Source organism: Bacillus sp. FSL M7-1345, assembly GCF_038006985.1.
Lineage (GTDB): Bacteria > Bacillota > Bacilli > Bacillales > Bacillaceae_G > Bacillus_A > Bacillus_A cereus_U.
Map to the genome: position 1 here is coordinate 3444358 of NZ_JBBOWG010000001.1, position 21275 is coordinate 3465632.

Consider the following 21275-nt stretch of genomic DNA (forward strand, 5'->3'; position numbering starts at 1 on the left):
TCGTTAGCTAACAAAAGCCCCTGCCGTTAAGCAGGGAATATCTGTCCTAGTATTACCAAATTTAAGAAGTAAAACTTGTAACAAAATATGTATATACGACAGAAATATCTTTACTATCTACATAGACAAAATGTAGATAGTAACACGAAAGAGTGGGTTTCCCCACTCTCTTTTTCACAAAATATACATGACATGGTTATCTCGGTTTATAGTATACCATAGCAAATATTGATTTGCAAAGACTTTTCCTACCTATTAGAACAGTGACAATTGGTTTTGATCCGGTAAATCTCCTAGACAACCTTGACCATCTAAATACTCAATAATCGTTTTAGAAACCTTACTGCGCTGCTGTAAGTCTTCTTTTGATAAGAAATCACCATTTTTACGAGCTTCAACAATACTGAAAGCTGCGTTTGTACCAAGACCAGGCACTGCATTAAATGGAGGAATTAAAGTATCCCCATCAATTATAAATTCGGTTGCATGCGAGCGGTATAAATCAACCTTTTGGAATGAATAACCACGCTCACACATTTCAAGTGTCATTTCTAGTACCGTTAATAAACTCTTCTCTTTCGGTGCTGCATCCAATCCCTTTTGTGCAATTTCATCAATTTTCACACGTATGGATGCTGAACCTTTCGCCATCGCCTCTACATCAAAGTCATCTGCACGAACTGTAAAATATGCCGCATAGAATAAAAGTGCGAAATGTACTTTAAAGTATGCGATACGTACAGCCATAAGTACGTAAGCAGCCGCATGGGCTTTAGGGAACATGTACTTAATCTTCTTACATGAATCAATATACCAACCTGGTACATTGTTATTTCTCATTTCCTCTTCCCATTCTTCTGGTACACCTTTACCTTTACGCACCGACTCCATGATTTTGAAGGCTAATGATGGATCCAAGCCTTGATAAATTAAATATACCATGATGTCATCACGACAACCGATAACTTCACTCAGTGTACACGTACCGTTATAAATTAATTCATTCGCATTACCTAACCATACATCTGTACCATGGGACAGTCCAGAAATTTGGACAAGCTCTGAAAACGTCGTTGGTTTCGTTTCTTCTAACATTTGTCTTACGAATTTCGTACCAAACTCTGGTATACCAAGTGTACCTGTTTTACAGTTAATTTGTTCTTCCGTTACCCCTAAAGATTCTGGACCAGAGAAAATCTTCATTACTTCTGGATCATCCGTTGGGATTGTTTTCGGGTCAATACCACTTAAATCTTGAAGCATACGAATAACAGTCGGATCATCGTGTCCTAATATATCAAGTTTCAATAAATTATCATGAATTGAGTGGAAGTCAAAGTGCGTTGTTCTCCACTCAGCACCTATTGAATCAGCCGGAAACTGAATTGGTGAAAAGTCAAAAATATCCATGTAATCTGGTACAACGATAATACCACCTGGATGCTGTCCGGTCGTACGCTTTACACCTGTACATCCCGCAACTAAGCGATCAATCTCTGCATTTCGAATTGTTAAGTTATGATCATTAGCATAACCTTTCACATACCCATAAGCGGTTTTTTCCGCAACCGTACCAATTGTTCCTGCGCGGTATACATAATCTTCACCGAACAGTAATTTCGTATAGTTATGGGCGCGTGGTTGGTATTCTCCGGAGAAATTCAAATCGATATCCGGCACCTTATCCCCTTTAAATCCAAGGAATGTTTCGAAAGGAATATCATGCCCATCTTTCACATATGGAACATTACATGTTGGGCATTCTTTATCTGGCAAATCAAAACCAGAACCTACAGAACCGTCATTAAAGAACTCTGATTGTTTACAATTTGGACATACATAGTGTGGTGGTAATGGATTTACTTCTGTAATTTCCATCATCGTTGCAACAAATGATGAACCTACCGATCCACGCGAACCTACTAAATAACCGTCTACTAACGATTTTTTCACAAGCTTATGTGAAATTAAATAAATAACGGCGAATCCATGTCCAATAATACTTTTCAATTCTTTTTCCAAACGAGCTTCTACAATTTCCGGTAGTTCATCTCCATAGATACTTCGTGCCATTACATAGCTCATATCACGTGTTTCATCATCGGCACCTTCAATTTTCGGTGTATATAAATCATCTTTTACTGGATGAACATCACCAATTAATGATGCAATCTTGTGTGTATTTGTCACAACAATTTCTTTTGCTTTGTCTTCACCTAAGAATGAAAAACAATCTAGCATTTCATTTGTTGTACGGAAATGTACAGGCGGTAATGAATGGCGATTTAACGGATTAGCTCCGCCCTGCGAACTGACTAAAATTTTCCGATATATCGCGTCCTCTGGATCTAAATAATGCACATTCCCAGTAGCAACAACTGGCTTATCTAACGTCTCACCTAGTTTTACTAGGTTAGAAATTATTGTTTTTAACTGTCCTTCATCTCGAACGAGTTCACGTTCTACTAAATGACGTAACACTTCTGGAGGCATGACCTCAATATAATCGTAGAACTGCGCAATTTCTTCTACTTCTTCAGGCGCTTTTTGCATCATAGCTTCAAACACTTCACCTTTGTCACAAGCTGTTCCTACTATAATGCCTTCACGATATTTTTTTAATAGTGATCGTGGTACACGTGGTACACGATAAAAGTAATTCAAGTGAGAATATGAAACAAGTTTATATAAATTTTTCAACCCAACATCTGATGTGGCAAGTAATGTCATATGACTTGGACGCCCACGTTTATATGCATCCCCTTGTCCCATACTATCGTTTAGTTGATCGTGATATTCAAATCCCTTTTCAATTACATCTTTTAACATCTTCACAAGTAAATATCCCGTTGCTTCTGTATCATAAATCGCACGGTGATGTTGCGTTAATTCAATATCAAGCTTTTTACACATCGTATTTAATCGATGATTTTTCATTTCCGGGAATAAGAAACGTGCAAGTTCTAACGTATCAAGAACTGGATTTTTCGTTTTTTCTATCCCAGCCTTTTTAAAACCTACGTTAATAAAGCCCATATCGAAGCTTGCGTTATGAGCAACAAGTGTATGGTCACCCATCCATTCCTCAAACTTTTTAAACACTTCGTCCACTTCTGGTGCATCAGTTAACATATCATCTGTAATACCTGTTAATTCAATAATCGTCGCCGATAATGGTTGATGAGGATTTGCGAAAGATTCAAAGCGATCAATAATTTCGCCACCTTTTACCTTTACAGCAGCTAACTCAATGACTGTATCATATACAGCAGATAACCCTGTTGTCTCAACGTCAAAGACAACATATGTTTCTTCTGCAAGTAGACGATGTGCTTCGTTATACGCTATCGGCACACCATCATTAACTAAATTTGCTTCTACACCATATAGAACTTTAACTCCAGCCTTTTTACCAGCAGAATATGCTTCTGGGAATGACTGTGCAACAGCATGGTCTGTAACTGCAATAGCCTCATGCCCCCATTTTCCTGCTTGGGCAACGAGCTTAGAAACAGAAGTAACAGCATCCATTTGACTCATTGGAGTATGAAGATGAAGTTCTACTCTTTTTTCCCCTTCTTTTGCTTTATCTTTACGAGAAGGTCCCGTTATTTCATTTATATCATTTGCGATCATAACTAAATCACGCACGAATGTATCATTTTGAACTGAACCACGCGCTTTTACCCACGTTCCTTTTTTCAAGGATTGTAACATCGGGATATCTTCTTTATCACGTGAGAACATCTTAATCATAATAGAGTCCGTATAGTCAGTTATCTTTAAAGTTAATAACGTACGTCCACTACGAAGTTCTTTCGTCTCTACATGGAAAACATACCCTTGAACGGTTTTTCTTCTTTCTTCATCTTGAATTTCACGCAGCGGCGTAATCTCTTCATCTGGCTTAATAAGGTAACCAAGCACAACTGGTCCTTCATGAACAACATCACTTTCTTCAGCTTGCTTTTTAGCCATCTCTTCCATAGCCTGTATAACTCGTTGACGATCTTCTTCCTGTGTTTGCTCACGAAACTTTTGCATTTCTTCTGTATTTTGCTTTATATGTGTGTCTAACTGAAAACGTGGGAATCCAAAAGCTTCGTATTGATCCCCTACTGGTTTCGCAACGTTTTTCTTTAAAGCAGTAGATTCCAGCTCATTATTCACATTTACTAGCAACTTCACGCCATTGACCTGCGGAAGTTGCTTCTTTAAGTACGCGAACATAGGTGAAAATGTAATTCGTTCTGTACAAAGCGGCCAATATGCCTTCACTTCTTCTTCTGTAAATTGTTTATTCTCTGTTTCTAATGCAAATGTTGTTCTTGCAATATGAGAAAATGATTGCTTAAGCTTTGTTTCTAGCAACTCATATAATTCTGTCGGCAAAATACGTGGCACTTGTAAGTCAAAATGCCAACTTTTATTCGCTTTATCAATAACTAGCTTTTCAATTCCACCGCCATGTAAATATTGATTTATAAGGTCTTCTGGTATTTGCAACTGTTGGAGCAAAATTTGAAATCGCTCTTGTTGTTCATTTGTTAATGACATAAGCACTCTCCTTCCATTTGCTATTATAAATTGAAACGTACTACAAAGAAAGATTTCTCCCTTCTTCTTTTACAAAATACGTTTACAAAGAAAGAGAAGGTACCTCATTACGAGGTACCTCTTCTTATTTTAAAATATTAGCAATATATGTTTGAAGTTCTTCTACTTTCACTTCTTCAGACTCGCCTGTAGCACGTACTTTCACTTCTACAATACCTTCATCTGCTTTTTTACCAACTGTAACACGAACTGGAAGACCGAATAAATCTGCATCTGCAAATTTAACACCTGCACGTTCTGCACGATCATCTAGTAATACTTCGTATCCTTGCTCTTGTAATGAGTTGTAGATATTTCCACCCATTTCACGTTGTGCATCAGATTTCATATTTACTGGAATTACATGCACATGGAACGGTGCAACAGCTTTTGGCCAAACTAAACCGTTCTCATCATTAAACTGCTCTGCAATTGCTGCCACTGTACGAGATACACCGATACCGTAACAACCCATAATAAGTGGTTTTGTTTTTCCGTTTTCATCTAGGAACGTTGCGTTCATTGCTTCACTATAACGAGTTCCTAATTTGAATACATGACCAACTTCAATTCCACGTGCGAAAAGAATTGTTCCATTTCCATCTGGAGATTGGTCTCCTTCTTGGATGAAGCGTAAATCTGTATATTGACTTACTTTAAAGTCACGTTCTGGATTTACATTTACATAATGGAATCCTTCTTCGTTCGCTCCTGAACATCCATTGACAATTGATGCTACAGCATGGTCAGCGATAATTTCGATATCCCCTGTAACACCAATCGGTCCTAAAGAACCCACTTCACAGTTTAATAACTCTTTTATTTCTTCATGTGAAGCAAGCTCAACGACTGAAGCTCCGTATACATTCTTCACTTTTACATCATTGACTTCATGATCGCCACGAACAAGTACTACTACTAATTTCTCATCTACTTTAAACACCATAGATTTAATGCATTTTTCCGCTGCAATATTTAAGAATGCAGATACTTCTTCAATAGCTTTTTGATCTGGAGTTGCTACTTTTTCAAGTGCTTTTTCGGCTTCATCACTCTTCGTATACGTAGCAACAACAGGAGCCATTTCAATATTTGCCGCATAATCAGATGTATCAGAATACGCAATTGTATCTTCACCTACATCAGATAACACCATAAATTCGTGTGTATCTTTTCCGCCCATTGCTCCAGAATCAGCGATAACTGCACGGAAATTCAAACCACAACGAGCAAAGATATTAGAATACGCTTTGTATAAACCGCTATATACTTCATCCAAACTTTCTTGTGTTGCATGGAAAGAATACGCATCTTTCATTAAAAATTCTCTTCCGCGTAATAAACCGAAACGTGGTCTTTGCTCATCACGGAATTTTGTTTGAATTTGATATAATGTTAATGGTAGTTTTTTGTATGATTTAATTTCATCACGTACAAGATCTGTAATTACTTCCTCATGAGTTGCCCCTAGCGCAAACTCGCGTGCATTACGATCTTTCATACGCATTAATTCTGATCCGTAAGAATACCAACGGCCTGATTCTTGCCATAATTCAGAAGCTTGCATAGCTGGCATTAATAGTTCTACTGCCCCTGCGCGCTCCATTTCTTCACGAACAATACGTTCTACTTTGTGTAACACTTTTAAACCAAATGGTAGAAAACTATAAATACCAGAAGCATTTTGACGCATAAACCCTGCGCGAAGTAATAATTGATGACTCTTAATTTCAGCATCTGCTGGAACTTCACGTAATGTAGGACTGAATACCATACTTTGTTTCATTTATTCGCACCTCTTCATTTTACTCTTACACGCAATAAAATCCCTCACCTCGAGTTAGGTGAGGGATTTTATTCTACGAGCTCTATTTCATTATAAACTTCTTCTTATTTTACAAGAAAAACTTACGGATGTCATTCCATGTTACAACTAACATAAGCAACATTAATAATGCAAACCCAATAAAGTGAACCATTCCTTCTTTTTGACGATCAATTGGTTTTCCTCGTAACGCTTCAATTAAGAAGAAGAACAAACGTCCACCGTCTAAAGCTGGGACTGGTAATAAATTAAATAAACCAAGGTTAATACTTAAAACTGCCGCTAAACTTAGTACACGCGTAAATCCATAATCTACAACTTGATCTGTTAGATTATAAATTCCTACTGGACCTGACAACTCATTAATAGAAAATTGACCCGTTACTAATTTCACAAGAGAATCAAAAATTAGTTTCGTCCATTCGTATGTTTGTTCAAATCCTGATTTAATAGAACCCATCACTGTTTTCTCTACAGGAGAATAAACACCAATTCTACCAACTTCGTCTTTTCCTTCTTTATCAAGCGTTGGTGTTACTTTCACATTAAATTGCTCACTATCACGCTTTACATGTAACGTAATTTCTTTATTTGGATTTTCACGTACAATCGTTACAACATCTTTCCATGTACTAGTGTTCTTACCATTGATTGCTTGAATTGTATCGTTTTCTTTTAATCCAGCTTGTTCTGCAGCACTATTCCCCATTACTTTTCCAACCATCGGTTTGTCAACAGGAACTCCTTGTACAAATCCAAGAATCACAAAAATAACAAATGCTAGAATAAAGTTCATTGCAGGACCTGCAAAGATTGTTAGAGCGCGTTGACCCAATTTTTTAGAGCCAAATTGTCTATTGTACGGAGCGATTTGAATTTCTTCTCCCGCAGAAATGATACGAGCTTTTTCATTCACTCGGAACGTTTGCAGCTCTTCCTCGTACTCTTCATAACCCGAAATTGTAAGATTATGCTCTAAATCAGCTTGTTCGACTTCAATGACACGAACATTTGGATATTTTTCATGTCCGTCAAAAACTAATTTCACAACTTCGTCTTTTTCATTTAATACAAGCCCAACCTTTTTTCCAGGTTTTAACTCAACTGTGTCCGCATCCTCGCCAGCCATTCTTACATAGCCACCAAGGGGCAGTAATCGAATCGTATACACCGTTTCATTCTTTTCAAATGAGAATATTTTTGGACCAAAACCAATCGCAAACTCGCGGCACAAAATACCTGCTCTTTTTGCGAAATATAGATGCCCTAGCTCATGGAAAAATACGAGTGCACCGAAAATTAATATAAAGGCAATCGCTGTATTCAATTCCATAACCACCTTTGCTAAATTTGTTCCATCACAAACCGTCTTGTGGCTGCGTCAATTTCCTGAATTTCCTCTAAGCTCGGACGTGCAATGACAGTGTGATGGTGCATTGCTTTTTCAATGAGGTCTTCCACTGTTAAGAAACCAATTCTCTTTTGTAAAAAAGCTTCAACAGCTACTTCATTTGCCGCATTCATTACAGCCGGCATACTTCCACCTGTCTTTCCAGCTTCATACGCAAAACGTAGACAACGGAAACGCTCTTGATTCATTTTCTCAAAATGCAATGTTCCCATTTCCCATAAATTTAACTGTTTCGTATCTGAAAGAGGTAATCTATCAGGATATGTAAGCGCGTATTGAATCGGTACTCGCATATCAGGTGAGCCAAGCTGTGCCATTACACTACGATCTTCAAATTCAACCATAGAATGAATAATACTTTCTTTATGTAGAACAACATCGATTTGCTCATAAGGGATACCAAAAAGCCAGTGTGCTTCAATTACTTCTAGCCCCTTATTCATCATTGTAGCAGAATCAATTGTAATTTTCGAACCCATTGACCAGTTTGGATGACGAAGTGCATCTTCTACGGTCACTTGATGCAATTCATCTCTCGTTTTATCACGAAAACTTCCGCCTGAAGCAGTTATAATTAAGCGAGAGATTCTTTTTTCATTTTCACCATTCAAGCATTGAAAAATAGCTGAATGTTCACTGTCTACTGGAAGTAACGATACATTATGTTTTCGTGCTGCTTCCATTACAAGATGCCCTGCAGTTACTAACGTTTCTTTGTTTGCAATTCCGATTGTTTTTTTCGCCTCAATTGCACGGAGTGTCGGTAATAACCCTACGCTACCTACAACAGCATTCACTACAATTTCTGTATCGGGATGTAGCGCTACTTCTAATAAGCCTTCGCTACCATATACGACTTTTGTATTACCAGAAACAGCTTGTAATTTTAAAACATCTTCCTCTCTTTGCACAGAGACAATTTGCGGAGAAAATTCTTGAATTACCTTTACTGCATAATCAACATTTTTCCCTACAGAAAAAGCAACGAGACGGAATTGGTCTGGGTGCGAGCGTAACACATCTAATGTTTGTGTACCGATTGATCCGCTTGCACCTAGTAAACTAATGTTTTTCATGACTCCAACCCCTCGTTCATTTATTAATTGTATTGTAATAAGAAGTATAGAATTGGTAATACAAATAACCAACTATCTGTTCGATCTAAAATACCACCATGTCCAGGTAAGATTGTACCGGAATCCTTTACACCATAATGGCGTTTAAAGGCAGATTGCACTAAATCACCAATTTGTCCAAAAATAGAAATGATAATCGTCAGAACGATTAAAATTCCTACATTCGCTTCTACTGGGAAGAACATGTTATAAACAAGTGCAACAACAATTCCACAAACAATACCGCCTAATGAACCTTCAATCGTTTTATTCGGACTAATTTCTGGCCACAATTTTCTTTTTCCAAATGCTTTTCCTATGAAATAGGCACCTGAATCAGTTGCCCATATGACAAATAGTGCACAGAACACATATTTGATTCCTAATATTCTCGTTTCATTTAAATATAAGAATCCCATTCCAACATATGTCGTTGCCATAAGTAAAAATGAAGCATTGTCAAAAGTAAATGTATTCTTAGAAAGGACTGTATATGATAAAAGTAATAAAACAATCACAAATGTGATTTCTAATTTACCTAATCCAATCCACGTAAACAGTTCTGATGCACTACTCGGAACTAAAATAATCCACAATAATACTGCAGCTAAAACTGTTGGTACCGAAATAAGCGTAAGCTTGTTCATACGAATTAATTCATATAAACCTATAGAAGCAAGTGCATACACTAAAACTGTAAAAGGCACGCCACCGTAAATTACGATGGGAATGAATAGCGCGGCAGCAATCACTCCAGTAATAATTCTCTGTTTCACTACCAAACCCTCTCTTTCTACACGCCTCCGAATCTGCGCCCTCTATGTTGAAAGTCTGTAATCGCATTTAGCAAATGTTCCTCGGTAAAATCTGGCCAATACACATCTGTAAACCAAAATTCCGAATAAGCAATTTGCCATAACATGAAATTACTAATACGTAGCTCTCCGCTTGTACGGATTAACAACTCTGGATCAGGTAAAGAACTCGTCATTAAGTAAGAAGAAATCATTTCTTCACTTATTTCTTCCGAACGAATTTTTCCTTCCTCACTATCTTTCATCATATGTTGCACAGCAGAAACGATTTCATCTCGACTTCCATAGTTTAACGCGAAATTAAGAATTAATCCCGTATTCTCTTTCGTATCTTCCATGGCTTTTTCCATCGCTCTGCGCGTATGCGTAGGAAGACGATCTTTTTGCCCTATTACTCGGACTTGTACGTTTTCTTCAATCAACTCTGGTAAAAATGCACCTAAAAATTCTTCTGGAAGCTTCATCAAATAATCAACTTCTTTTTTCGGTCTTTTCCAGTTCTCAGTCGAAAAAGCATAAAGAGTTAATACTTTCACATCAAGCTTACTTGCAAATTTTGTGATTTTCTTCACAACTTGCATACCTTCATGATGACCAGCAATGCGAGGCATGGCTCTTCTCTTTGCCCATCTTCCATTACCATCCATAATAATAGCAATATGTTCTGGGATATATCCTTTTTTCACTTTTTCAATGAGATGATCAAACGATGTGACCTTTTTACTTTTAAAAAAAGGAAACTTTTTAAACATCATTCATACCCTCCAACAAGCAGACGTATGCCTAAAAGTGTAAAAAGACCCCCTTAAGAAGAGGGTCATATTTGCGAAATTATCGCTATTACACTTCCATAATTTCTTTTTCTTTGTTTTTTGCGATTTCGTCAACTTTTGCAATATATTTATCTGTTTCTTTTTGGATATCTTCAGTATATCCTCTTAAATCATCTTCTGTAATGTCGCCAGCTTTTTCAAGCTTCTTAAGGTCATCATTACTGTCACGACGTACGTTACGAACAGCAACTTTTGCTTCCTCAGCATATTTTTTCACAACTTTTACAAGATCACGACGACGCTCTTCTGTTAATGCAGGGAATGCAATACGAATTACAGTTCCATCATTAGAAGGGTTTAAGCCTAAATCTGCTTTTAAAATTGCTTTTTCAATATCACCGATAGAAGTTTTATCATAAGGTTGAATTACAAGCAAACGTGCTTCTGGAACTGTAATGTTCGCTAATTGCACAACTGGTGTTGGTGCACCATAGTAATCAACTTGTACCTTATCTAATACAGACGAGCTTGCACGACCAGCGCGAACTGTTGCTAATTCACGAGAATAAGCAGCAACTGCTTTTTCCATTTTTTCATTTGAAGACTTCAATACTTGTTGTCCCATAATTTATTTCCCCCTTACAACTGTTCCAATATTTTCGCCTAAAACGGCACGTTTAATGTTACCTTTTTCCATAACCGAGAATACAATTAATGGAATATCATTATCCATACATAAAGAAGAAGCTGTAGAATCCATTACACCTAAACCTGCTTTTAATACATCTAAGTAAGTAAGTGTTTCGTATTTCGTAGCTGTTGGGTCAATAGATGGATCTGCACTATATACGCCATCCACATTATTTTTCGCCATTAAAATAACGTCCGCTTCGATTTCAGCTGCACGTAATGCTGCTGTTGTATCTGTAGAGAAGTATGGGTTACCAGTACCTGCAGCAAAGATAACAACACGTTTTTTCTCTAAGTGACGAATTGCTTTACGACGAATGTAAGGCTCTGCCACTTGACGCATCTCAATTGAAGTTTGTACGCGAGTTTGAATTCCAATATTCTCTAAGCTATCTTGAAGAGCTAATGAATTCATAACTGTTGCCAACATGCCCATGTAATCTGCTCCTGCACGATCCATGCCCATTTCGCTTCCAATTTTCCCACGCCAAATGTTACCGCCACCAACAACAACAGCAACCTCTACATCAAGTTCTGCAATTTCTTTCACTTGTTCCGCAACTGACTTAATAACAGCTGGGTTAATTCCAAATCCTTGCTCGCCAGCTAAAGCTTCTCCGCTTAGCTTTAAAACAACACGATCATATTTCGGTTTACTCATAATGAACCTCCAATTGCTTACATCTTTATTTTAAAAAAGGGAACACAATGTGTTCCCTAATCTGTATTAGTTGTTACCTTTTACTTGGTTCATTACTTCTTCAGCAAAGTTGTCTTCGCGTTTTTCGATACCTTCACCAACAGCGTAGCGAACGAATCCTTTTAATGTTCCGCCTTTAGACTCAACGAATTGACGAACTTTCATATCAGGGTTCTTAACGAATGTTTGGTCAAGTAAGCAAATCTCTTCAAAGAATTTGCCAAGACGGCCTTCTACCATTTTCGCAACGATTTTTTCAGGCTTGCCTTCGTTTAAAGCTTGTTGTGTTAATACTTGACGCTCATGCTCAACTTCTTCAGCTGTTACAGCATCGCGGTCGATGTATTTAGGGTTAACTGCTGCAATGTGCATTGCTACATCTTTAGCAGCTGCTTCATCAGTAGAACCTTCAAGAACTGTTAATACACCAATACGTCCACCCATGTGTAGGTAAGCGCCGAATGCATCTGCATCAGTTTTTGATACGATTTCGAAACGACGAAGTGTAAGTTTTTCACCAATTTTAGCGATTGCTTCATTGATGTGCTCTTCTACTGTTTTGCCGCCTTCAATTGTTTGAGCCATAGCTTCTTCAACGTTAGCAGGTTTGTTAGCTAATAAGTGAGCAGCTAATTCTTTAATTAATGCTTGGAAACCTTCGTTTTTCGCAACGAAATCAGTTTCAGAGTTTAATTCTAAGATTAAACCTTCGTTACCGTTTGTTTCGATGAAAGTTAAACCTTCAGCAGCGATGCGGTCTGCTTTTTTAGCAGCTTTCGCAATACCTTTTTCACGTAAGAAGTCAATTGCTTTCTCCATGTCGCCATTAGTTTCAGTTAAAGCTTTTTTGCAGTCCATCATACCTGCGCCAGTTTTTCCACGAAGTTCTTTTACCATTTGTGCAGTGATTGCCATATTTTTCATCCTCCTAAAATATGTATTTATACCTTTTATAAAGGTGTTTATACCTTAAAAAAGGTGATAAAAGGCCGAACCCCTTATCACCTTTCCAAATTTGTTACGCAGTAACAGTTTCTTCACCTTGTTTTGTTTCAAGGATCGCGTCTGCCATTTTAGATGTAAGAAGTTTTACAGCACGAATTGCATCATCGTTTGCTGGGATAACGTGATCGATTTCGTCTGGATCACAGTTTGTATCAACGATACCGATGATTGGAATGTGTAATTTGCGTGCTTCAGCAACTGCAATACGCTCTTTACGAGGGTCTACTACGAATAATGCACTTGGAAGACCTTTCATATCTTTAATACCGCCTAAGAATTTCTCAAGACGCTCTAACTCTTTTTTAAGTTGAACAACTTCTTTCTTAGGAAGTACTTCGAAAGTACCATCTTCTTGCATTCTTTCGATATCTTTAAGACGCTTGATACGCTTTTGGATTGTTTGGAAGTTTGTTAAAGTTCCACCTAACCAACGTTGGTTAACGAAGTACATACCAGCACGAGTTGCTTCTTCTTTAATAGCTTCTTGTGCTTGCTTTTTAGTACCTACGAATAAGATGTCTCCGCCTTCAGCAGCGATGTCACGCATCGTTCTGTAAGCTTCCTCAACTTTTTTCACAGTTTTTTGTAAGTCGATGATGTAGATACCGTTACGCTCTGTGAAAATGTAACGCTTCATTTTTGGGTTCCAACGACGAGTTTGATGTCCGAAATGAACACCAGCTTCAAGCAATTGCTTCATAGAAATTACTGACATAATTTAGTTCCTCCTAAATGGTTTTTTGATATCCTCCGTTTACTTCATCTCTAAGCGAAACTACGAACGTAGCACCAACACTTAAATCAGTAAACGTGTGTACTTTGTACTGACACCACTGCTTACTATATCATACTGAAATATTACAATCAAGTCGAAAATGCGAACAATGTAAAACTTTCTTTTTTTCACGCTCAAATTCTAGTATTACCAACCTTCAATTCCTTTAAGCAAGGAATTGAAGGTTAATTAATAGTTTTCTAATGAACGTTGTTATGACGCCTTACGTAAGCAAAATCATTCTCTTAAAAAAACAAAAAACTCTCCTCAACCGAGGAGAGTTTTTTTATAAATTAGTTTGTTTTCAATTTAGCAAGTTCCTGTAGAAACTTGTCGTTTAGCACTTTAATGTATGTTCCTTTCATACCTAAAGAGCGAGACTCAATAACACCAGCACTTTCTAATTTACGTAGTGCATTTACGATTACAGAACGAGTAATTCCTACGCGATCAGCAATTTTACTTGCAACAAGTAAACCTTCTGTTCCGTTTAATTCTTCGAAGATATGCTCGATTGCTTCTAACTCACTGTAAGATAATGAGCTAATCGCCATTTGAACAACAGCTTTACTACGTGCTTCCTCTTCGATTTCTTCTGCTTTTTCACGTAAGATTTCCATACCTACTACAGTTGAGCTGTATTCAGCAAGAATTAAATCATCGTCTAAGAACTCTTGACCAAGACGAGCTAATACTAGTGTACCTAGACGCTCACCGCCACCAACGATTGGTACGATTGTAGTTAAACCTTGACCGAATAATTCTCTATTTTCTACTGGGAATGCTGTGTAGTCACTATCCACACCTAAATTTGAAGATGTTTCTGTAACATGGAATAAGCTTTGCGTATACTCTTCTGGGAATTGACGCTCTGCAAGCATGTGCTTCATACGTTCGTTCTCGATTTGTTGGTGAATCGCATATCCTAATAATTTACCGCGACGACTTACAACGAACACGTTCGCTTCAATTACTTCACACATTGTGTCAGACATCTCTCTAAAGTTTACAGGCTTTCCTGCTGCGCTCTGTAATAACGCATTTAATTTTCTCGTTTTTGCTAATAATTCCATTTCAAAATTTCCTCCTACATGTTACTTACATATTTTTTCATCACTTGGAAACTAGGGCGAGTCACCTGATGACACTATTACAAAATAAACTGGCTCACATCTTTATTTTTAGCTATTGTCGCTAATTTTTCCTCAACATATTGAGGTGTTATCGTTATTTTCTCTAACGTAATTTCAGATGCCTCAAACGATAAATCTTCAAGGAGCTTCTCCATAACAGTATGAAGTCTTCTCGCTCCAATATTATCTGTATCCTGATTAACTTGATAAGCAATCTCAGCAATCTTACGAATAGCTTCGTCTGAAAATTCAATTTCTATACCTTCAGTCGCTAATAACGCCATGTACTGTTTAATTAGCGCATTGTCAGGCTCGATTAATATTTTAACAAAATCATCCGCCGATAATTTTGTTAATTCTACTCGAATCGGAAATCTCCCTTGCAATTCCGGAATTAAATCCGACGGTTTAGACATATGGAACGCTCCAGCTGCAACAAATAAAATATAATCCGTTTTTACTGACCCGTATTTTGTTGCTACATTCGATCCTTCTACAATCGGTAAAATGTCACGTTGCACACCTTCACGCGATACATCTACGCTATTCGACTGCTTACCAGCAATTTTGTCAATTTCATCGATAAAAATAATCCCGAGCTGTTCAGCACGATAAACAGCCTCTTGTGTAACTTCATCCATATCAATTAAGCGCTGTGCCTCTTCATTTGTCAAGAGTTTTCTTGCTTCTTTTACAGAAAGTTTACGTTTTTTCGTTTTTTTCGGCATGATACTTCCTAGTGCATCTTGGAAATTCATTCCCATTTGCTCCATGCCAGTTCCTTGCAACATATCAAACATAGAAGACTGTTGTTCCGTCACTTCGATCGATATCACTTCATCTTCAAGAAGGCCTGCCGCAAGCTTTCTTTCCACATCTTGACGTTTCTTTTCGATTTCATCATCTTCCTCTACATCAGATGTTTGGTTTGAATTTTGATTACCACCAAAAAGCATTTCTAATGGATTTTTAAATCCAGATTGTTTCTCCGGACTCGGCACTAAAATTTCAACAAGACGTTGATTCGCTTGCTCTTCTGCTTTATCTTGAACTTTAACTACCATTTCCTCTTTCACAATGCGAACGGACGTTTCAACAAGATCGCGGACCATCGACTCTACATCTCGACCCACATATCCAACTTCTGTGAATTTCGTCGCTTCAACCTTAATAAAAGGTGCTCCAACGAGTTTCGCCATTCGCCGTGCTACCTCTGTTTTACCAACACCTGTCGGTCCAATCATTAAAATATTTTTAGGTGCAATTTCATCACGTAAATTTTCAACTAATTTACTGCGACGGTATCGATTTCGTAGAGCTACAGCAACCGCTTTCTTTGCATCTTTTTGACCGATGATGTATTGATCTAATTTTTCCACAATTTGACGCGGAGTAAAATGTAAATGCATATAAAATGCCTCCCTTACGATTCTACAATTCTTCAACAATTATGTTATGGTTCGTATAAACACAAATATCGCCTGCAATTTCTAAACTGGCCTTCGCAATTTGTTTCGCTGTTAAATGTTCACTTGCATGTTGCTTTAAAGCACGACCAGCAGCAAGTGCATAATGTCCGCCTGAACCAATTGCTAAAATACCATCATCTGGTTCAATCACTTCTCCTGTACCTGAAACAAGGAGCATCGTTGTTTTATCCATGACAATGAGCATTGCTTCTAGCTGACGTAGCATTTTATCACCACGCCATTGTTTCGCCATCTCAACTGCAGCGCGCTGCAAGTTGCCATTATACTCTTCTAATTTCCCTTCAAACATTTCAAAAAGAGTAAATGCATCAGCAACTGATCCTGCAAAACCAGCTAAAACTTTCCCTTGGAAAAGTTTGCGAACTTTGCGAGCTGTATGTTTCATTACAACAGCATTCCCCATCGTTACCTGACCATCTCCAGCCATTGCACATTCTCCATTATGATGAACTGCAAATATCGTTGTAGCGTGGAAATTTCCCATAGAAAAAACTCCTTTATATGTTTTTATAGCCTTAAAAGCAATTTATGCCCGCGGGTGATGCTTCATGTACACAGAACGCAATCTTTCTTTAGAGACATGCGTATAAATTTGTGTCGTTGACAAATTCTCATGACCTAATAGCTCCTGCACAGTACGTAAATCCGCTCCTTCATCCAACATATGTGTAGCAAATGTATGCCTTAACATATGGGGACTTATCCGCATTGTAAGTGAAGCTTTCTTAATGAGTTCGTTCAAAACATAACGTACACCCTGATCTGTTAACGGCTTACCTTTCGCATTTAAAAATACCATATGAGATTGTTCTTCAGTCTTTTGAGCTAACTGTTTTCTCCCGTTCTCTATATAAGTAATTAAAGCATCTTGTGCATAGCTTCCGAACGGAATATATCTTTGTTTTTTCCCTTTTCCCATCACTAAAATTGTTCCCACTGCAAAGTCAATGTCGGTAAGTTGCAAATTAACGCATTCGCTTACACGAATCCCAGTTGCATACATCAACTCTAATAAAGCTTGATTCCTTTGACCTAATGGCGCCCCTGTATCAGAAACTTCAAACAATTCCTCTAACTCTTCAGCATATAAAAACTTTGGGATTGACAATTCTTTCTTGGGAAGTGATGCAAGTGCAAACGGATTATCTTTTTGATAACCTTCACGCATCAAAAAACGATATAAACTTCGTAAGCTTGATACTTTCCTTGCGACAGATTTACGGGCTAACTTCTGATCGTGCAACGTCGTCAAGTATAAACGAACATCCGCGTATGTAACATCTAAAAAAGAGGATATGCCTTCTCGCTCCATAAATTGCACAAAATGTTCTAAATCATTTTGATAACTTGCAATTGTATATTTTGAATAATTTCTTTCAATTTGTAAATATCCAACGAATAATTGTAACAAATTCTTCACATTCACATCCATATAACTCACCTCAATAAAGGCTACTAAATCGTATCACAACTTAGTAGCCTTTGCAAGAAATTTAATTAAATATTTACAAAATTTTGAATTGTTTCCAAAGCGCGTGTAGCATATGCTTCATTTCGCTCTTGTTTCTTTTTAATTTTCTTCTCTAACGGTGTAAATAAACCGAAGTTTGCATTCATTGGCTGGAAGTTTTTCGCATTTGTCGCAGTAATATAATTTGCCATACTTCCCATTGCAGTTACAGGTGGTAATACAACTGGCTCTTCACCTTGTACAAGTCGAGCAGCGTTAATACCCGCTAATAATCCTGATGCTGCTGATTCAACATAACCCTCTACCCCAGTCATTTGACCAGCGAAGAATAAATCATCACGTTGTTTATATTGATATGTTGGACGAAGCAAATTAGGCGAATTAATAAACGTATTACGATGCATTACACCATAACGTACAATCTCTGCGTTTTCTAGTCCTGGAATTAGCTGTAGCACTTCTTTTTGTGGCCCCCACTTTAAATGTGTTTGGAAGCCTACAATATTGTATAATGTTCCTGCTGCATCATCTTGACGTAACTGAACAACCGCATACGGTGTTTTCCCTGTTTTCGGATCTTCTAACCCAACAGGCTTCATCGGTCCAAATACTAACGTCTGTCTTCCTCTACTTGCCATAACTTCTACTGGCATACAACCTTCAAAGAAAATTTCTTTTTCAAATTCTTTTAAAGGCACTGTCTCAGCAGCAATTAAAGCCTCATAAAAACGATCAAACTCTTCTTCTGTCATTGGACAGTTTAAATATGCCGCTTCACCTTTATCATAACGAGATTTTAAATATACTTTATTCATGTCAATGCTGTCTTTCTCAACGATTGGCGCTGCAGCATCATAGAAATAAAAATAATCTTCACCTGTTAGTTTTTTTAATTGTGCAGAAAGATCCGGAGACGTAAGTGGACCTGTCGCAATAACAGTTGGCCCCTCTGGAATTTCAGTGATTTCCTCATTCATTACAGTTACGTTCGGATGATTTTTCACATATTCAGTCACTTTCGCCGCGAATTCATGACGATCTACAGCTAAAGCACCTCCTGCTGGTACAGAGCACTCATCAGCTGCACGAATAATGACAGAATCCATTAGGCGCATTTCTTCTTTAATAACACCGACAGCATTTGTTAATGTGTTTGCGCGAAGTGAGTTACTACATACTAATTCAGCAAATTTATCTGTATGATGAGCTGGTGTTTGCCTTACTGGTCTCATTTCATATAATTTTACTTGGACACCACGCTTTGCAATTTGGTAAGCTGCTTCGCTTCCTGCAAGACCTGCGCCAATGACGTTTACTACTTGTGTTGTCATATATATCACCTTTCCTTTTCTTCCCGAAAAAAATGTGAGCAGTTACGCTCACATTTGTTGTTCTTCTTCATAATCACACGAAACACATTGTACTTGCACGCCTTTTTTCAACTTTTTCTCTACGAGCATACTTTCACACTTCGGACATTTACGACCAATCGGCTTGTCCCAAGATACAAAGTCACATTCTGGATACGTACCGCATCCATAGAAAAGGCGTTTCTTTTTATTACTACGGCGTTCAATAATTTGCCCTTTATCACACTTCGGACAAGTAACACCGATTTCTTTTACAATCGGTTTTGTATTACGACATTCCGGGAAATTCGAACAAGCCATAAACTTCCCATATTTACCCATTTTAAAGACCATCGGGTGACTACATAATTCACAGTCTTCCCCAGCTGGCTCATCTTTAATTTCCACTTCACGCATTTCTTTTTCCGCTTTTTCTAAGCGCGGTTCAAATCCTACGTAGAAATCATCAACAATTTTCACCCAATTTGCATTTCCTTCTTCTACTTCATCAAGGCTTTGCTCCATATTGGCAGTAAATTCAATGTTAATAATTTCTGGGAAAAACTCTAAAATAAGTTCGATTACTATTCCACCAAGCTCAGTCGGAACGAAGCGTTTATTATCTAAAGCAACGTATCCTCGTTTTTGGATTGTTTCAAGTGTCGGTACATAAGTAGACGGTCTCCCAATTCCAAGCTCTTCAAGTGTTCTTACTAGACGAGCCTCTGTATAACGTGGCGGAGGCTGTGTGTAATGTTGCTTCGGTTCTATATCTTTTGAAAATACAGTTTCACCTACTTCTAAAGGTGGCAACATCTTATCCTTTTCTTCCGCACCATCATCTTTCGACTCTACGTACACTTTCATAAATCCTGGGAACTTTACAACTGATCCACTTGCACGGAACTGAACATTGTTATTAATGAGTTTCGCTGTAACAGTATCCATTATAGCAGATGCCATTTGACTTGCAACAAATCGCTCCCAAATCAGTTTATACAAACGGAGTTGATCACGACTTAAGAAACTTTTTAGTTCCTCTGGCTTTCTCATTACCGAAGTAGGACGAATCGCCTCATGCGCATCTTGTGCTTTCGACTTTTTCGTTTCTTTCTTCTTCTCTGTTCCTATGTATTCCGCACCAAACGCCTCAGTAATGTAATCACGAGCCTCTGTTTGAGCTGTTTCTGAGATACGTGTTGAATCAGTTCTCATATACGTAATAAGACCTACAGTCCCTTGTTTTCCAAGATCCATCCCTTCATACAGCTGCTGTGCAAGCATCATTGTTTTCTTTGCTCGCATATTTAACTTACGCGCTGCCTCTTGTTGCAAGGAAGATGTTGTAAACGGTAATGCAGGGTTACGCTTTCGCTCTTTTCGCGTTACATTTTCAACCGAAAATGCATTGTCTTTCATCTTTTCGATTATTTCGTTCACTTGTGCTTCGTTCGTTAATTGAACTTTTTCACCATCTACGCCGTAAAAGCTTGCTTCAAATGTGTCTTTCCCTTTCACAAATTCTGTTTTAATTGTCCAGAATTCTTCAGGTTCAAAACTTTGAATTTCTTTTTCACGTTCGATGATTAAACGAACTGCTACAGATTGTACGCGTCCTGCACTTAATCCTTTTTTTACTTTCTTCCATAATAAAGGACTAATATTGTAGCCAACAAGACGATCGAGTATACGCCTTGCCTGTTGTGCATCTACTAAATCCATATTAATTGCACGAGGATATTTAAATGATTCTTTTATTGCATCTTTTGTAATCTCATTAAATACAACTCGGCAATCTGATTCAACGTCCACATTTAACGTATTTGCTAAATGCCAAGCAATTGCTTCTCCTTCACGATCCGGATCGGCCGCGAGATAGACTTTCTTTGCTTTTTTTGCCGCTGATTTTAAATCTTTTAAAACGGGACCCTTACCACGAATGGTAATATACTTCGGGGTGAAGTTATTCTTTACTTCTATCCCCATTTGGCTTTTAGGTAAATCGCGGACATGTCCCATGGACGCGACGACTTTGTATTTTTTCCCTAAATATTTTTCAATGGTCTTCGCCTTAGAAGGCGACTCCACGATTACAAGGTAATCTGACATGCTAGTGCCTCCTTAAGA

The 21275-nt window shown here is 37.9% G+C and carries 16 protein-coding genes; all 16 read right to left on the reverse strand.

The window, feature by feature from the left end; all coding sequences use genetic code 11:
- Positions 1-255 precede the first annotated feature (255 nt).
- The 16 genes from MHB76_RS17905 to topA all read right to left on the reverse strand — a co-directional run bounded on the left by MHB76_RS17905 (position 256) and on the right by topA (position 21257).
- Positions 256-4557, reverse strand: a complete 4302-nt coding sequence (locus MHB76_RS17905) for a PolC-type DNA polymerase III (protein WP_078172936.1) — start codon at positions 4555-4557, stop codon at positions 256-258.
- 124 nt (positions 4558-4681) lie between these two features.
- Positions 4682-6382 (reverse strand): proline--tRNA ligase, encoded by a 1701-nt coding sequence (locus tag MHB76_RS17910; RefSeq protein WP_002160741.1) that lies wholly within the window; start codon positions 6380-6382, stop codon positions 4682-4684.
- Between the two features lie 109 nt (positions 6383-6491).
- The gene (gene rseP, locus MHB76_RS17915) at positions 6492-7748 is read right to left on the reverse strand and encodes an RIP metalloprotease RseP (protein WP_002160740.1); all 1257 of its coding nucleotides are present in this window, start codon (positions 7746-7748) and stop codon (positions 6492-6494) included.
- Between the two features lie 17 nt (positions 7749-7765).
- Positions 7766-8908 (reverse strand): 1-deoxy-D-xylulose-5-phosphate reductoisomerase, encoded by a 1143-nt coding sequence (gene dxr / locus MHB76_RS17920; protein ID WP_002014547.1) that lies wholly within the window; start codon positions 8906-8908, stop codon positions 7766-7768.
- Between the two features lie 23 nt (positions 8909-8931).
- The gene (cdsA, locus tag MHB76_RS17925; protein ID WP_000813576.1) at positions 8932-9723 is read right to left on the reverse strand and encodes a phosphatidate cytidylyltransferase; all 792 of its coding nucleotides are present in this window, start codon (positions 9721-9723) and stop codon (positions 8932-8934) included.
- 17 nt (positions 9724-9740) lie between these two features.
- Positions 9741-10517, reverse strand: coding sequence for an isoprenyl transferase (gene uppS, locus MHB76_RS17930; protein ID WP_002111371.1), 777 nt, complete (start codon positions 10515-10517; stop codon positions 9741-9743).
- A gap of 85 nt (positions 10518-10602) precedes the next feature.
- Entirely contained in the window at positions 10603-11160 is a 558-nt protein-coding gene (gene frr, locus MHB76_RS17935; protein ID WP_000531506.1) for a ribosome recycling factor, read from the reverse strand.
- Positions 11161-11163: 3 nt separating this feature from the next.
- On the reverse strand, positions 11164-11886 hold the full coding sequence (gene pyrH / locus MHB76_RS17940) for a UMP kinase (RefSeq protein WP_002146098.1): 723 nt from the start codon (positions 11884-11886) through the stop codon (positions 11164-11166).
- A 66-nt stretch (positions 11887-11952) separates the two neighbouring features.
- Positions 11953-12840: a translation elongation factor Ts gene (gene tsf, locus MHB76_RS17945; protein ID WP_002146097.1), complete on the reverse strand. Its 888-nt coding sequence runs from the start codon at positions 12838-12840 to the stop codon at positions 11953-11955.
- 103 nt (positions 12841-12943) lie between these two features.
- Positions 12944-13645 (reverse strand): 30S ribosomal protein S2, encoded by a 702-nt coding sequence (gene rpsB / locus MHB76_RS17950; RefSeq protein ID WP_078172935.1) that lies wholly within the window; start codon positions 13643-13645, stop codon positions 12944-12946.
- A 353-nt stretch (positions 13646-13998) separates the two neighbouring features.
- Positions 13999-14778 (reverse strand): GTP-sensing pleiotropic transcriptional regulator CodY, encoded by a 780-nt coding sequence (gene codY, locus MHB76_RS17955; RefSeq protein ID WP_002160737.1) that lies wholly within the window; start codon positions 14776-14778, stop codon positions 13999-14001.
- Positions 14779-14855: 77 nt separating this feature from the next.
- Positions 14856-16247 carry an ATP-dependent protease ATPase subunit HslU gene (gene hslU / locus MHB76_RS17960; protein ID WP_002111373.1) on the reverse strand — a complete coding sequence of 464 codons (1392 nt, stop codon included), beginning with the start codon at positions 16245-16247 and terminating at the stop codon, positions 14856-14858.
- 22 nt (positions 16248-16269) lie between these two features.
- The gene (hslV, locus tag MHB76_RS17965) at positions 16270-16812 is read right to left on the reverse strand and encodes an ATP-dependent protease proteolytic subunit HslV (protein ID WP_002014538.1); all 543 of its coding nucleotides are present in this window, start codon (positions 16810-16812) and stop codon (positions 16270-16272) included.
- Between the two features lie 42 nt (positions 16813-16854).
- Positions 16855-17754, reverse strand: coding sequence for a tyrosine recombinase XerC (gene xerC / locus MHB76_RS17970; RefSeq protein ID WP_078172994.1), 900 nt, complete (start codon positions 17752-17754; stop codon positions 16855-16857).
- A gap of 71 nt (positions 17755-17825) precedes the next feature.
- On the reverse strand, positions 17826-19130 hold the full coding sequence (trmFO, locus tag MHB76_RS17975) for an FADH(2)-oxidizing methylenetetrahydrofolate--tRNA-(uracil(54)-C(5))-methyltransferase TrmFO (protein ID WP_002066796.1): 1305 nt from the start codon (positions 19128-19130) through the stop codon (positions 17826-17828).
- 48 nt (positions 19131-19178) lie between these two features.
- Entirely contained in the window at positions 19179-21257 is a 2079-nt protein-coding gene (gene topA, locus MHB76_RS17980; RefSeq protein WP_002160736.1) for a type I DNA topoisomerase, read from the reverse strand.
- Positions 21258-21275 lie beyond the last annotated feature (18 nt).

Excerpts from the sequence above, each read along its gene's own strand:
- hslU (WP_002111373.1), bottom strand. The coding sequence starts at position 16,247 with ATGCATTTACATTTTACTCCGCGTCAAATTGTGGAAAAATTAGATCAA.
- pyrH (WP_002146098.1), bottom strand. The coding sequence starts at position 11,886 with ATGAGTAAACCGAAATATGATCGTGTTGTTTTAAAGCTAAGCGGAGAA.
- dxr (WP_002014547.1), bottom strand. The coding sequence starts at position 8,908 with ATGAAAAACATTAGTTTACTAGGTGCAAGCGGATCAATCGGTACACAA.
- uppS (WP_002111371.1), bottom strand. The coding sequence starts at position 10,517 with ATGATGTTTAAAAAGTTTCCTTTTTTTAAAAGTAAAAAGGTCACATCG.
- MHB76_RS17910 (WP_002160741.1), bottom strand. The coding sequence starts at position 6,382 with ATGAAACAAAGTATGGTATTCAGTCCTACATTACGTGAAGTTCCAGCA.
- rpsB (WP_078172935.1), bottom strand. The coding sequence starts at position 13,645 with ATGTCAGTAATTTCTATGAAGCAATTGCTTGAAGCTGGTGTTCATTTC.
- trmFO (WP_002066796.1), bottom strand. The coding sequence starts at position 19,130 with ATGACAACACAAGTAGTAAACGTCATTGGCGCAGGTCTTGCAGGAAGC.
- hslV (WP_002014538.1), bottom strand. The coding sequence starts at position 16,812 with ATGGGAAATTTCCACGCTACAACGATATTTGCAGTTCATCATAATGGA.
- tsf (WP_002146097.1), bottom strand. The coding sequence starts at position 12,840 with ATGGCAATCACTGCACAAATGGTAAAAGAACTTCGTGGAAAAACTGGC.
- MHB76_RS17905 (WP_078172936.1), bottom strand. The coding sequence starts at position 4,557 with ATGTCATTAACAAATGAACAACAAGAGCGATTTCAAATTTTGCTCCAA.
- codY (WP_002160737.1), bottom strand. The coding sequence starts at position 14,778 with ATGGAATTATTAGCAAAAACGAGAAAATTAAATGCGTTATTACAGAGC.
- frr (WP_000531506.1), bottom strand. The coding sequence starts at position 11,160 with ATGGGACAACAAGTATTGAAGTCTTCAAATGAAAAAATGGAAAAAGCA.
- topA (WP_002160736.1), bottom strand. The coding sequence starts at position 21,257 with ATGTCAGATTACCTTGTAATCGTGGAGTCGCCTTCTAAGGCGAAGACC.